The following is a 13,898-nucleotide window of genomic DNA, read 5'->3' on the forward strand; positions in this document are numbered from 1 at the left end:
AGTGCCGGCCTGTCACGCCGGAGGTCGAGGGTTCGAGCCCCTTCTGAGTCGCCAAAAGAAGTATTAATTTACTTCTTTTTTTTATTTTAAAAAACAATAATATCTCAAAAAGTAAAGACTTCTCTATTTTAGAGTAGTCTTTCTTTTTTTTATAAATATAGAAAGATTTTGGTTTTATAAGCGAATATATTTATAAGAAAGCAAAGAAGGTGGTATTATGAAAAAAGATTTACTAAACTTAGAGGAACTAGAACTTCCAAAAGAAAATCTTTCAAAAGATCAAATAAAAAGAATCAGAGCTAGTGTCAATAAAACAATCAATAAATATGAAAGTTCATGTTATAAAGTATTTGATAATGAAAAAATTGATAATGAAGCTATATTAAATCCAAGAAATAAAAAGGTTATAAATGGCGTAGAAAACACAGAAGTGTTAAAGAGTATTGTATTACCTAATCTTGATAGAATGACTGTATACGAAGGAGAGTTGTTATATAAGAGGCTTTTTAAGTCAGGTGTAAACACTAGCTTAGAAGCTGGTGGAATAAATGGAATGTCTTTTAATTTACTAAATGGAACTACATGTTACTTTTATGTTTTTATAACTACAAAACAAATTATTTTTCATTTTTTAGATAATTATTTTAGACTTATTAAAACTAAAATTTATAATAAAGAAGAGATAGAATATTTTAAAGGATATTTTGAATCACGTTCTATGTGCATTGTAAGTAATCGAGAAGTCAAAAGAGATTATATAGTGCTATGTAGAGATTATGACTTTAAAGAAGGGGAAATTGAAAAGGTATGTATGATTCTTAAGGGATTAGGAATTAAGGATGAAACAAAAGAAAAAACAATGGCTGAACAAATTGATTCAAAAGTAAATAAAATATCATTGATAATGACCATACCTGTAGTATTACTTGTTATATGGATGATAATAAGAATATTTATTTTAAAGTAGGTGAAGGTAATGCTAACTAAAGAAAATTTTATTAAAGAGCTTAAAAATAAAAATCAAGAAGCAATAGAATTTGTTCTAGATGAATATGGAAACTTAATTTATAAAATTGCATATATGCATTTAGGGAATGCAGAGCTTTCAGAAGAATGTGTAAATGAAGTGCTAATTAAAGTGTGGAATTCTATAAAGGAATTTAAATATACAAATGATAAATTTAAAAATTGGGTAGGTGCAATAGCTAAATATACAGCTATAAGTATTTATAGAAAAGAAGAGAAGCATAAAAGAAATGTTGAATATAAAGATTATTATGAAAAAAATCAAGATGCATTAATTGATGAATTTATATCTAAAAAAGAATTTGCAGATATCGTTAATAGAATCCAAGGTTTTAATGAAATAGACAGATATATATTTATAAATAGATTTTTTATTGGAAAGTCGGTAAAAGAAATTGCTAAAGAATTAAATTTAACAGCTAATGCAGTTAGCTTAAGGATTTTAAAAAATAGAGAAAAACTAAAGAAAGAATCCTAAAAATAAAACTCGCTTTTAAAGCGAGTTTTATTTATGTCTTCTTTTCTTTTCAATTCTTAAATCATCTGTATAAAACATCATTAATTTAAAGTTTCCTAAAAGTCTTGATGATATACGTCTATCATAATGTGTATCTAAATCATTAGATCCAAGATTTGTAGATATAAGCATTTTCTTTCCTAAAAGTAATTTCTTATTTAGAAGATTAAAGAATTCTGTTTTAGTAAAGTCAGTGCTTTGCTCAGAACCCAAATCATCGATAATAAGAAGATCACAATTAATAATAAAATCTTCTAAGCTTTTATTTTTATTAAATCTTATATCTGCAAGCATTCTGATAAGTTCATCAGCTGTTTTATAGACTACTAAATATCCTCTATCTAAAAGCTCTTTAGCAATACAGTAAGAAAGGAATGTTTTCCCTGTACCAGCTAAACCAAAAAATAAAAGATTTACATCAGCTTTATTAAAGTTTGGAATATATTGAGATGTTATAAAATCATATATCCTTTGCATATTTTCATATGGTGTAAATCTTTGAGTTGGATAATTAGGATTTGTTTTGTTAGGAAAAAGACTTAAATCAAAATCTTTAAAGTTGTATTTAGTAATTATATTTTCAAGAGCGGAGTCTTTATAATATAACTTTATAAGTTTCTCTTTAAAGCATTCACATCTTACAGTTCCTATGTATCCTGTATCATTACATTTTTTACATCTGTAATGAAGCATTAAGTAATCAGGGGTATACCCCCTAGCAACTAATGCTTCCATTTTCTTTGCTCTTAAATCAGTAATTTTATCCTTTAACTCTTGAACATCTTTTTCTGTAGTAGTAGATTTTAAAATTAATAAAGGTAGCCTAACAGATAATTTTTTAATTTCATCATCAATATCCATAATTTCAGGAAATTTATTTTTGATTTCTTTAACTCTGTCTTTTAAATTATTTTTTTCAATTGATTGAATTTCTTCATATAATTTAAGTACTTCTGCTCGATATCCATTAATCATTAATCATCCCACCCTAACAGTTCACGCTGAAGCGCATCATAATCGTAATTTTTTTCTCTAAAACCTGTAACTTGTTGATTAAACTTTCCAACGTTATTAGTATTGTTAGCATTATTCTTATTGTTAGCATAATTTTTATTGCCATGAGCTTTTTTGAAGTTTATATCTTTAAGTTCAATGTCAGCAACAGTTGAAATTTTATTTTTATGCCAATCAGTAAGTATGCTATCTATATATTTAAAGTCAGCTCTATTAAGCCTTTGGAAACATCTATCACAAGCTTTTTGAATTATTTCTACTTTAAAGTTGAATATGAATAACCACTTTTCAAGCATATCTTCTTGTGGCTTCATAATATCAGTATTTTTTATACCTAAATATTTAAGTATCTCACGTATCTTTTTCCACTTTTCTTCATCTCTAGCTATAAGAGATTGAGCTGCATCAATTGATTTAACTCCTTTTTCGTACCAAGAAGCTGCAACTTTATCCATGTATCTGAAATTAGTTTTTTCTTTAGCTGAACAGTACTCTACTAAAAGTGAGATAAGTTCATTAGAAAAATTAAAGTTTTTATTCCATTCTATACAAATTTGCATTTCTTTATAATTTATAGTTCTAGAAAGTATTTTTTCGATTTCTTTTAACATCGATGTTACGTCAGGTTCAGTTAAAGCATTTAAAATACTCTCATCTTCCTCTGATTCTATAGCTTTATCTGAATCAAGTGGTAAAAAGTCTATACTATAGTTTCCAAATTTATCGATAGGAGTTAGTTTTAAAACTCCTTCTTCATTCCAATAATGTAGCGCATTCATGATATCAGACTCAAGTAAACTAAGCATTCTAGCCATTATTTCAGAGCTGATTCCAGGCTCACCATTGACGTTTTGTTTTAAAAGTAAAAGAAAGACTTTTACAAATTCACCTCTAGCCTTTGGCATATACTGTTCTATAAATATGTTACTTACAGGAGTATAATTTAAGGCTTTGTTTTTTAATATGAAAGTACTCATAGTATTTTTACCTCTCAATAGTTTATATTTCTAAGATAATAGTATTCCTAATATTTAAAATAATTATAACAAAGAGTGGTACCTATAACAACTTGATAAAAAAATGAATAAAAATAAAGTTGAGTGGGTAACTTAAAAAAGTCGATAAAAAATTGTAAAAAGGAGATTTATTAAATGTACTCGGATTATTTTAAGAAAAACATCGTAAAGGTGACGATTTTATTTGTATTCTTCATAGGAGGATTATCTTTAATAAGTAGCTTAAATGCTTATGGTGAAGAGATAGATACAAATAATCAAAAGGCAGAATATAAAGAGAGCAAAATGGTTAACGGAAAAGCTGTTATGTTTTTTCATCCAACACAAGGAGGAACAATCTCATCAGCATTTGGTGAAAGATGGGGAAAGTTTCATAAGGGAATAGATATTCCTAAGAATATGGATACTTCAGTAATTGCTTGTTTAGATGGAAAAGTAAAAAATGTATTTTATGAAGCAGAAGGATATGGGAAGATAGTTATCTTAGATCATGGGAATGGTCTTGAAAGCAGATACGCTCATTTAAACAGCTATAATGTTAAAATTGGAGATACAGTAAAGGCAGGAGAAAAAATTGCAAATGTAGGAACTACAGGTAGAAGTACAGGACCACATTTACATTTTGAAATAAGATTAAATGATGAACCAATAAATCCACAAAAATATATTTAAAAATTAGGAGCTACATATGTAGCTCCTAATTTTATATATTAACCTTTAAAGTGTCATTAATCCATTCTTCACCATAGGGAGTTAATATTATTTTTCTTGTTTTAATATCTTGAGATATAATACTTAGCTGTTTTAAGTTTTCATAAAGAAGTCTACCAAACTCACCAGAAATATGAAAATCTTTTTCACTCCAATCATTACAAAGTTCACCAATAACTTTTTGCTCTTTAGACAAAAGATTTTCTTTAACAAAAAACTCATATCCTATATCTGTAATAATTATAGAGGTTCCAATTACTTGAATATAATTTAAATCTTTGAAACTATTAAATAAAACAACTCCTATTTTACCAGCAATATGATCAAAACAAAGACGACCAAATCTTATTTCTTGGGACCTTACGGATTCTTTTAATGAAGAGATTTTAGGTTCATTTGATAAATGAATTAGCTTTTCAAGTATTCTAGCTATATCTTCATTTTTAATTTTATAATACGAATTTTTGCCATGTTTTCTTTTTTCAATTATACCTATATCAACCATTTTGTTTAAATGATATATAGCAGTTTGAGGTTTAATATTGGCTACAGTAGCTAATTCACTTGTAGTTCTAGCACCACCTAAAAGCTCAATTAAAATAAAAGCTCTAGATTTATCAGCGAAAATCATGGATATTTCAGTAATATCGGGCATAATCATTGTATCACCTCTAATTTATAATAGTTCTATCATTATGGAATAATAATAATGTTATACTTATTTTAAATTAAATAAGGAAAAATTAGAAGATAGATTAATTATTTTAGGAGGGATAAAATATGAGCTTTGTAGAAGAATTAAATAATTTAAAAGAAAATGCAAAAGTAAGATTACCAAAAGATATTTATGAAAGTTATGAGAAAGCAATAAAGGATTTAGAAAAAGAAAATATAGAAAAAATTGCTTTAAATAAAGGTGATTTAGCACCAAACTTTACACTTAAAAATCATTTAGGTAAAATAATTGAATTAGATGAATTATTAAAAAGTGGACCTGTTATAATAAATTTTTATAGAGGTGGCTGGTGTCCATACTGTAATTTAGAATTAAGGGCTTATGAAAGAGTATTAGATGAAATTAATAATCTCGGTGGAGTATTCATTGCGATTTCTCCAGAAACACCAGATAATTCAATATCTACAAAAGAGAAAAATGAACTTAGATTTGATGTATTATCTGATTTAAATAATGAAGTTGCAAAGGAATTTAAAATCGTTTTTAAAGTTCCAAATAATATAGCTAAAATTTATGAAGAGAGAGGTATGAATCTTTCAAAGAGTCAGAGTAATGAGTTAAATGAATTACCATTACCAGCAATATATATAATTGATAAAAATAGAAAAATTCAATTTGCATTTGTAAAAGCAGATTATAAGGATAGATTAGATCCAAGCATAGTATTAGAAGAACTTAAAAAATTAAGAAGATAAATTTAAAATAGGGAGAATGCGTAATGCATTCTCCCTATTTTAATAATTTATTTAGATTCAATATACCATTTCCCACAATATCTTTATCAAATTCTTTAATGTTAGAAGTTGCAAGATTTAAAAGGGATTTTATATCTTCAAGCTTTAAGCTTGAATCATATTCAAATAAAATAGCACATACAGCACTAATGAAGGCAACTGATAATGATGTTCCAGAATAGGTTTTATATTTTACATCCATATTCCTAGGATAAATTTTCACACCATTTTTTTCAGATACATATGTAGTGTCTGTATTTAAAGTTGTTATAGAGTCGCAAGCAGCAGTAACATCAGGTTTTTTATGCTTTTTAAAGTTAGTTTTTGAAGAATACTTATAAGGGTTAGAAGTATTTAAAGTAGATAAGCCACCTGTAGTTAAGCATTTTTTTGATAAAGCTAAATCCATCATGCCGTATTGAGAGTTTTCAATGCTACCGGAAGGAAGTACTGGAATGACACCATTACTTAAAGCATAATCAAAAGCTAAATCAAAAGCCGTAGATATTTTATCATGATTATAAAGTGTTTCAAATGGAAGACAAAGAATCCTTATATTATGGTCTTTAGCCTTTTCTACTAAATCACATATAGCAAATAAGACAGTAGAGGCATATCCTTTACCTAAAGCATCAAAAGCTTTATAAGAAGCAATCCTGCTAAGAGGAGCAATACCTATACATGAATTATTAGAAGAAACTCCACTTCCACAAATCAACCCAGCCATAGCAGTTCCATGCCCATTATCATCATAAGGAAATAGACTTTCATTTATTAAATCTACAAATAAATCTATCTTATTATTAGGTTTAACTAAATCAATGTGTGGATAAACACCACTATCAACTAACCCAATACAAATATTTTTGCCTGAAAATTTTAAAGTGGAAGAGGATTTATGATAATTATTAGCATTAGATACAGTCATTCCACAAAGAAATAGGAATTCATCGAAAAATATAGCTTCAACTTCGGGGTATTCAGCAAGGGACTGTATTTGTTTAGGTGTTAATTGGCAAGAGATTAAATTACATGGCTTTATAGGATAAAGTAAAGCATTGTTAAAAGAAGAAATTTTCTTTAAAACAGATGAAAATAAATTTTTACACTTAACTAAAACACGATATTTATTATAAGTGCCTTTTTTTAAAGATAACTGTAAATTATAATCAAGCTTGCTTTTAAAAATAAACATAAAAATACTCCTACATTAATTGTTACACTAACATTTTATTAATGAGGAGTATTAAGTGTTAATACTAATTAAATTAAAATTTTAAAGTTTCACCAATATCTAGTATTTTGACTGAAGAATCATCTAATTTTTTTAATATATCAAGAGTCTCATCAAAATCTTCTAAAGATATTTTAAAGGTTTTATAATGTACAGGAAGCATTGTCTTAGCAGACATGCCCTTAAACATCTTGTAAGCCTCTGTAGGTGAACAATGCATATAACTAAACCTTTCAGGTTTATAACAGCCTACAGGGAAGATAGCAACGTCACATTCAATATCATTAAATCTATTAGTCATTGCAGTATCTCCAGCAACAAAAACTTTCTTGCCTTCATGAGTAACAAGATAAGAATTACTTTCTCTATCGATACCTACATAAAATCTTCTTCCATCATGTTTAGCTTGAATAGAATATATTTTTATAAAATCATCTTCAAAGATTTGCCCAGGTCGTAGTAAGACTACATTTTTAAAGCCTAGAAATTCTAAAATCTTTTTATAACCTCTAGGAACTATAACTAAAGCATCTTTATTTAGCTTTTTTAAAGATGGAAAATGCATATGATCCATATGTCCATGAGAAAGCAGAATGTAATCAAACTTTAATTTTTCAAGTTCGATAGGTTTTTCTGTTACTCTTTTAAAAAATCCTAATCTGTTAGAAAGGACAGGATCTGTTAAAATCAGTTTTCCATCTATATTTATAACTGTAGTTGCATGACCATACCAATGAATAGAGTTTTTCTCTATAGGATGGCTAGGTACAGAAGATCTTTTAATAGTATATTCTTTTAAATTGTTATACGTTAGTTTTGATAAAAAGTGGATGTTCTTAAAAAAATTCATTTACTAATCTCCTTAAATAAATCAGTGTTTCCATTTAAATACTATAATACCTAATATAATGATTGCAACACCAATAATTTCTTTTAAGGTAAAATTAATCTTTTCAGAACCAAAAAGACCAAAAGCATCTATTATTGCAGCAAAAAGTAATTGAGAAACTAAAATTACAGCAACAGCAAAAGTAGTTCCTAAAAGACCAATACTTTTCATTACAGTAAAAATTATAACTACACCTACTGCACCTCCGAGCATATAAAGTTTACTAGCACTTCCTAAAGCTTTAAAGTTTCCTTTTCCGAAAAAGAGTGTAATTATAACTGTAATTATTAAACCTGTAAGTTGAACTATACAGTTTGTTTCCCAAGTCCCAATTTTTTCGCTAAGTCTAGTATTAAAAACGCCTTGAATAGTCATTGAAAGTCCTGAAATTATAGCAATTATAATACCTATCATTTATCATCACCTCAAGGATAGTATTTCCAAGAGAGATATAAAAAATGTAAAAAGGGCCATAAGAATAAACTTATGGCCGCTAATTATGAAGCAAAATCTTTAAATGCTTCGCGTATTTTATTTTCGTTATATCCTAGTTTTAGTCCAATGCTTAAAAAATCTTCACATAAAGTAACAAAATGATCTTCAGATTTAGAGATAATCAAATCATTTATATCTATATAAAGATTAAGAAATTGATCACTTAAGCAGTAATCGCTTGCTATAGCGTCTACCGATTCTAGAGAAATGCTATATTCGTTATCATTTCCGATAGAAAGTATTTGTTGAAAACATGAAACATATTTTCTTAACACTGATGTTTCATCTTTTATTGCATCGCTATCATTTGTATAGGCACAACATTTAGTTTCATTAGCTAAATCACTAATTTTTATATGAAGACTTAAACTTTTTCTTGCAGTTAGCTTGTAGTCAGATAAATCTTCATTGATTGAAACTGTTGTATCTATGTTCTTTTGAATTTGAAATAAATCACTTATTAACATAAAACCCCTCCTGATATGGACTCAAGATAATTATCTTAGTCTATTTTACAAAATCTTTGAATAGAAGAAAAGGTGCGTAAACGAATACAAAGAAAAAATTTTGAAATTTTCACAAAATTTAAATAAAAGAGTCTTATTTTTAAGATAAGACTCTTTTAGTTAGTATATATTTACTTAACTTAAAGTACTAAAACACTTTAAGTTCAAAATCTTTAATTTGAATCTCATGTTTATTGTGTGGCATCTTCCAAATTTGGAATTCAGATATCTTTAAAGTAGAGTCATTTAAAGATAAAAGATTCTGATTATCAGCAAGCTTTTTCTTTATATCTCTTGGATAATAATTAAAATTAGCAAGTGTTAAGGAAAGAATAGTTGCATCCGAATCCTTTACATTAAAGCCATGTAATTTTAGCATATCATTTAAAGCATAAAATATCTTTTTTATATATCCACGGTTATTTAATTTTAAATTTAAAGTTTTACATTCCTCAGAAACAAATATAGAGTTAGTAAGCTCGACTCTAAACTTCTTATATGGAGCTAAAGTTTTTTCAGTTATTTCTGTAAGTTTATCTATATTAGGATTATCTAATATCTCTAAAGCAATGTATGGTTTTGGAATGTTTTTATTTGCTCTAAACTTTTTTGAAACTAATCTTTGAGTTTCAAGAATTTCTTCATTTGAAGTGTCATCTAACAATGCAACAACATAATATTTCATATTTAACCTCACTTAATATTTCAAAATTTAACCCAAACTTTTCTATAAATTATATCATAATACTTAAAAGAAAAGAATAGTTGGGCAATTTAGATAGAAATATTAGGAATAAAGATGAACCGAACTAAACAGTTTATTAAAAAAATTTATTAATATGAAACAGAAGTACTTATAAATTGATATAAAAGCGATAAAAAGGGTCAAAAATCTATAGATATATGTAAATAATTAAGCTTATTTAATATATTCGTAAAAAAAATATTTAATTAGTAAGAGTTTATGTTATAATGTTAAACGTACATTGAAAAATTAGGATAGGACTATAATGTTTAATTGGAAATCTTAATAATTTAATGTATTTTGAATTTTAAGGACAAAAATAAGATGAAAAGTAAGTAGAATTTGGAACTTAATTATATATAATCTATTAATAAGGGTGAATTAGATGGAAAGATTAATTATACATGGAGGAACAAAATTAGAAGGGGCTGTTGAAATAAATGGAGCAAAAAATGCTGCCGTTGCAATTTTACCAGCTGTTGTAGCAGCAAGCTCAGGAAAGTGCATTATTGATAATGTACCTGATATTGAAGATGTACACTGCCTTCACAGAATTCTTTCAAGTTTAGGATGTAAAGTAAATAAAATTGATGAAAATACATTAGAAATAGATAGTACAAACGTTGATACGTTCAATGCATGTACTGAGGACGTTAGAAAGATGAGAGCTTCTTATTATTTAATAGGAGCACTTTTAGCAAGATTTAAAGAAGCTAGAGTAGAATTACCTGGAGGATGTCCTATAGGAGTTAGACCTATAGATCAACATATAAAAGGATTTGAAGCTTTAGGAGCAGAAGTTGTTATAGAACACGGTGCTGTAAGTGTAAAAGCAGAGCACTTAAAAGGAGCTAGCATATTCTTTGACGTTGTTTCAGTTGGAGCAACAATAAATCTTATGATAGCTGCAACTTTAGCAGATGGATTAACAACATTAGAAAATGTAGCAAAAGAACCTCACGTAGTTGATGTAGCAAACTTCCTTAACTCAATGGGAGCAAACATAAAAGGTGCAGGAACTGATGTTATAAGAATACAAGGTGTTGAAAAACTTTCAGGTTGTGCATACAGCGTAGTTCCAGACCAAATAGAGGCTGGAACATTCATGATAGCTGCAGCAGCAACTAAAGGTGATGTAACAATTAAAAATATAATACCAAAACATTTAGAATCAATTTCAGCAAAACTTCTTGAAATGGGAGTTAGTGTTGAAGAGGGTGATGATAGCATTAGAGTTAAATATGCTGGAGAACTTAAAGGTGTTAATGTTAAAACTATGCCTTATCCAGGATTCCCAACAGATGTTCAACAACCAATGTCAGTATTATTAGCTGTTGCCCCAGGAAGAAGTATAATTACTGAATCAATATGGGAAAGCAGACATAAACACGTTGATGAACTTAAAAAGATGGGTGCTAACATTAAAGTTGAAGGTAGAGTAGCTATTATTGATGGAGTTACTGACTTAACTGGAGCTGTAGTTAAAGCAACAGATTTAAGAGCAGGAGCAGCTATGGTTTTAGCAGGAATAATAGCAGCAGGGAAAACAGAAATAACAAGCATTGAACATATAGATAGAGGATATCCTCACATAGAAAATAAATTCAACAATTTAGGTGCAAAGATTAAGAGAATAACTGTTGATGAAGAATAAACAACAGGGAGATGGAAAACATGATATTTTGCTCACTTTATAGTGGAAGTAGTGGAAATTGTATTTTTGTTGGAAATGAAAACACAAAAATACTTATAGATGCAGGAATGCCAGGTAAAAAAATAGACGAGGCATTAAAATCAATAGGGCAGGACCCTAAGGATTTAAGTGGAATATTTATAACTCACGAGCATTCTGACCACATAAAAGGTGCAGGGATTGTTTCAAGGAAATACGATATTCCTATATTTGCAAATGATAAAACATGGGCTGCTATGGAGAAATCTTTAGGGAAAATAAAAGAGCACAATATAAAGTTAATGGATAAGAGAAGTACTATATCTATTAATGATTTAGATATTAAATCTTTTAATATTCCTCATGATGCTATAGCACCAGTTGGATATACAATAAATAGTAATGATAAAAGAGTGAGTGTAGCTACTGATTTTGGTACATTTACAGAAGAAATAAAAGATAACATAAAGGATTCAAAGATTATTCTATTAGAGAGTAATCATGATGTTAATATGCTTAAATATGGACCATATCCATATAACTTAAAAAGAAGAATATTAAGTGAAGTGGGACATCTTTCGAATGATGCATGTGGTGAGGCATTAGTAGAGCTTATAAAATATGATTTAGGAAAAGAAATCTTCCTAGGTCATTTAAGTGGAACTAATAATCATCCAGATTTAGCGTATCAAACTGTTATTACAACGTTACAAGAAAAAGGAATAAGCCTAGGGCAAGACGTTAATATTGCCATGGCAAGTAGACATGAACCTAGTAAATTAATATATTTATAAAAGAAAAGGAAGGTATTGAAAATGAGTTTATATAAAAATTGGACTGATATGGTAGTTGAATATGTTAAAACTAAAGGAGAAGCTGCGTTTTGGCAAGAATATGGGAACATAGAAAAATCAATATATAAAGATTTACTATCTAAACATAATGAAGTTAGAAAGACTACAATAGCAGAATTAGCAAAACAATATAACACTACAAATGAATTCGTTATGGGATTTGTAGATGGAATTAATGATAGTTTAAAAAATTCATATGAGTTAGATTCTATAACAGAAAATACAGAATTAGTACTTGATATGAACTTAGAAAAATTATACTTCAATATGTTAGATGCTAAAGCAGACTATTTATTTGAATTACCACAATGGGACGGAATATTCTCACCTGAAAAGAGAAAAGAAATAACTGCAGAATACAGAAAATCAGGAACTATAGTTAATGAAGAAAAAATCGGAAGAAATGATCCATGTCCATGTGGAAGCGGTAAGAAATATAAAAAATGTTGTGGAAAATAACATTTTTAAATAAATTAAAGCTCATAGATTTATGAGCTTTTTTTCGCGTATAATAAATTATAAGATAAAAGATGGATGTTTATAGGAGGTAATAATTATGATGGACGTAAATGTATTTTGGTTAAATGAAAAGAAAATACAAAGAACAATAGAAGCACTAGAAAAAAACAATATGAGGGGATTCTTAGTGGAATCTAAAGAAGAATTAGTAAAGAAAATTGAAGAGATTGTACATGAAGGGGCAACAGTTTCTTGTGGAGGTTCAATGACACTTGCAGAAACAGGAGTTATGGAACACTTAAGAAGTGGAAGATACAACTTTTTAGATAGAGACAGACAAGGTATAACAATGGAAGAAAAGAAAGCTATATACAGAGGTGCATTTTCAGCAGATGCATACTTTACTAGTACAAATGCAATAACAGAAAATGGAGAGCTATATAACGTAGATGGAAACGGAAATAGAGTAGCAGCAATGTTATATGGCCCAGATAAAGTAATTGTAGTATGTGGAGTAAATAAAATAGTTAAAGACTTAGATGATGCTATAAAAAGAGCAAAAGAAATAGCAGCACCAACTAACGCAAAAAGACTAAATAAAAGTAATCCATGTTCAAAAACAGGGTACTGCATGAACTGTAAAAGCCAAACAAGAATATGTAATGAATATACATTAATAAAAAGACAGGTAGATCCAGAAAGAATAAACATAATATTCCTAAATGAAAGCTTAGGATACTAAAATAAAAACTTAAAACATAACACTAGGAGGATGCCACAGCAATATTTGCTGTGGTAAAAATTTATATGAATATAACACTAATAACAGTAGGAAAACTAAAAGAAAAATACTTAAAACAAGCAATAGATGAATATGCAAAAAGATTAAGTAGATACTGCAAACTAGACATAATAGAACTAGCAGATGAAAAAACACCAGACAACGCATCAGAAAAAGAAGAAGAACTAATAAGAGAAAAAGAAGGAAAAGCAATCCTAAGTAAAATAAAAGAAAATGCTTTCGTAGTAGCAATGGATCTAGGAGGAAAAAACATAACATCAGAAGAATTCTCAAAATTCATAGAACAACAAGGCATAATGGGAAACTCAAACATAGTATTCCTAATTGGAGGAAGCTTAGGACTTTCAGATGAAGTAAAAAAACGAGCAAACTACAAACTATGCTTCTCAAAAATGACCTTCCCACACCAGCTATTTAGAGTAATGCTACTTGAACAGATATATAGAGCATACAGGATAATGAAGAATGAACCGTACCATAAGTAAATG

General features: G+C 28.2%; 17 protein-coding genes. 9 read left to right on the forward strand and 8 right to left on the reverse strand.

The genetic code is table 11. The features are described from left to right. The first annotated feature begins 217 nt into the window (after positions 1-217). Positions 218-967, forward strand: a complete 750-nt coding sequence (locus Q0W06_RS17015) for a hypothetical protein (RefSeq protein WP_297638511.1) — start codon at positions 218-220, stop codon at positions 965-967. Positions 968-976: 9 nt separating this feature from the next. Beyond that, positions 977-1,504 carry a sigma-70 family RNA polymerase sigma factor gene (locus Q0W06_RS17020; protein WP_297638514.1) on the forward strand — a complete coding sequence of 176 codons (528 nt, stop codon included), beginning with the start codon at positions 977-979 and terminating at the stop codon, positions 1,502-1,504. Positions 1,505-1,531: 27 nt separating this feature from the next. On the opposite strand, the gene Q0W06_RS17025 is transcribed toward Q0W06_RS17020, so the two are convergent. Further along, complete coding sequence (locus tag Q0W06_RS17025) at positions 1,532-2,518, reverse strand: ATP-binding protein (protein ID WP_297638517.1); 987 nt, start codon at positions 2,516-2,518, stop codon at positions 1,532-1,534. After that, complete coding sequence (locus Q0W06_RS17030; protein WP_297638520.1) at positions 2,518-3,534, reverse strand: DnaD domain protein; 1,017 nt, start codon at positions 3,532-3,534, stop codon at positions 2,518-2,520. The genes Q0W06_RS17025 and Q0W06_RS17030 overlap by 1 nt, the downstream gene beginning before the upstream one ends. 174 nt (positions 3,535-3,708) lie before the next feature. Between Q0W06_RS17030 and Q0W06_RS17035 the strand changes: the two genes are divergently transcribed. Beyond that, positions 3,709-4,245 carry a M23 family metallopeptidase gene (locus Q0W06_RS17035; RefSeq protein WP_297638523.1) on the forward strand — a complete coding sequence of 179 codons (537 nt, stop codon included), beginning with the start codon at positions 3,709-3,711 and terminating at the stop codon, positions 4,243-4,245. A 31-nt stretch (positions 4,246-4,276) separates the two neighbouring features. Here the strand turns inward: Q0W06_RS17035 and Q0W06_RS17040 are convergent, their stop codons facing one another. Beyond that, positions 4,277-4,939: a helix-turn-helix domain-containing protein gene (locus tag Q0W06_RS17040; protein ID WP_297638526.1), complete on the reverse strand. Its 663-nt coding sequence runs from the start codon at positions 4,937-4,939 to the stop codon at positions 4,277-4,279. Between the two features lie 125 nt (positions 4,940-5,064). Between Q0W06_RS17040 and Q0W06_RS17045 the strand changes: the two genes are divergently transcribed. After that, complete coding sequence (locus Q0W06_RS17045; RefSeq protein WP_297638529.1) at positions 5,065-5,715, forward strand: peroxiredoxin-like family protein; 651 nt, start codon at positions 5,065-5,067, stop codon at positions 5,713-5,715. Positions 5,716-5,749: 34 nt separating this feature from the next. Here Q0W06_RS17045 and Q0W06_RS17050 read toward each other — a convergent pair whose 3' ends face one another. The 5 genes from Q0W06_RS17050 to Q0W06_RS17070 all read right to left on the reverse strand — a co-directional run bounded on the left by Q0W06_RS17050 (position 5,750) and on the right by Q0W06_RS17070 (position 9,563). Then, the gene (locus Q0W06_RS17050; RefSeq protein WP_297638532.1) at positions 5,750-6,949 is read right to left on the reverse strand and encodes a S8 family serine peptidase; all 1,200 of its coding nucleotides are present in this window, start codon (positions 6,947-6,949) and stop codon (positions 5,750-5,752) included. A 73-nt stretch (positions 6,950-7,022) separates the two neighbouring features. After that, positions 7,023-7,838 (reverse strand): MBL fold metallo-hydrolase, encoded by an 816-nt coding sequence (locus Q0W06_RS17055; protein WP_297638535.1) that lies wholly within the window; start codon positions 7,836-7,838, stop codon positions 7,023-7,025. Positions 7,839-7,859: 21 nt separating this feature from the next. Further along, entirely contained in the window at positions 7,860-8,291 is a 432-nt protein-coding gene (locus tag Q0W06_RS17060) for a DMT family transporter (protein ID WP_297638538.1), read from the reverse strand. An 83-nt stretch (positions 8,292-8,374) separates the two neighbouring features. Next, positions 8,375-8,839 carry a dUTP diphosphatase gene (locus Q0W06_RS17065; protein ID WP_297638540.1) on the reverse strand — a complete coding sequence of 155 codons (465 nt, stop codon included), beginning with the start codon at positions 8,837-8,839 and terminating at the stop codon, positions 8,375-8,377. A 187-nt stretch (positions 8,840-9,026) separates the two neighbouring features. Then, complete coding sequence (locus tag Q0W06_RS17070) at positions 9,027-9,563, reverse strand: hypothetical protein (RefSeq protein ID WP_297638543.1); 537 nt, start codon at positions 9,561-9,563, stop codon at positions 9,027-9,029. Positions 9,564-10,008: 445 nt separating this feature from the next. On the opposite strand from Q0W06_RS17070, the gene Q0W06_RS17075 reads away from it, so the two are divergent. From Q0W06_RS17075 to rlmH, 5 genes are all read left to right on the forward strand, one after another. Beyond that, positions 10,009-11,277 carry a UDP-N-acetylglucosamine 1-carboxyvinyltransferase gene (locus Q0W06_RS17075; protein WP_297638546.1) on the forward strand — a complete coding sequence of 423 codons (1,269 nt, stop codon included), beginning with the start codon at positions 10,009-10,011 and terminating at the stop codon, positions 11,275-11,277. Positions 11,278-11,297: 20 nt separating this feature from the next. Further along, positions 11,298-12,089 carry an MBL fold metallo-hydrolase gene (locus Q0W06_RS17080; protein ID WP_297638549.1) on the forward strand — a complete coding sequence of 264 codons (792 nt, stop codon included), beginning with the start codon at positions 11,298-11,300 and terminating at the stop codon, positions 12,087-12,089. 21 nt (positions 12,090-12,110) lie between these two features. Further along, the gene (locus Q0W06_RS17085) at positions 12,111-12,608 is read left to right on the forward strand and encodes an SEC-C metal-binding domain-containing protein (protein ID WP_297638552.1); all 498 of its coding nucleotides are present in this window, start codon (positions 12,111-12,113) and stop codon (positions 12,606-12,608) included. A gap of 100 nt (positions 12,609-12,708) precedes the next feature. Next, entirely contained in the window at positions 12,709-13,350 is a 642-nt protein-coding gene (locus tag Q0W06_RS17090; protein ID WP_297638558.1) for a lactate utilization protein, read from the forward strand. Between the two features lie 65 nt (positions 13,351-13,415). Further along, on the forward strand, positions 13,416-13,895 hold the full coding sequence (gene rlmH / locus Q0W06_RS17095) for a 23S rRNA (pseudouridine(1915)-N(3))-methyltransferase RlmH (RefSeq protein ID WP_297638555.1): 480 nt from the start codon (positions 13,416-13,418) through the stop codon (positions 13,893-13,895). Positions 13,896-13,898 lie beyond the last annotated feature (3 nt).

The organism is uncultured Clostridium sp., from assembly GCF_947072515.1.
In the GTDB taxonomy this organism is placed as follows: Bacteria; Bacillota; Clostridia; order Clostridiales; family Clostridiaceae; genus Clostridium.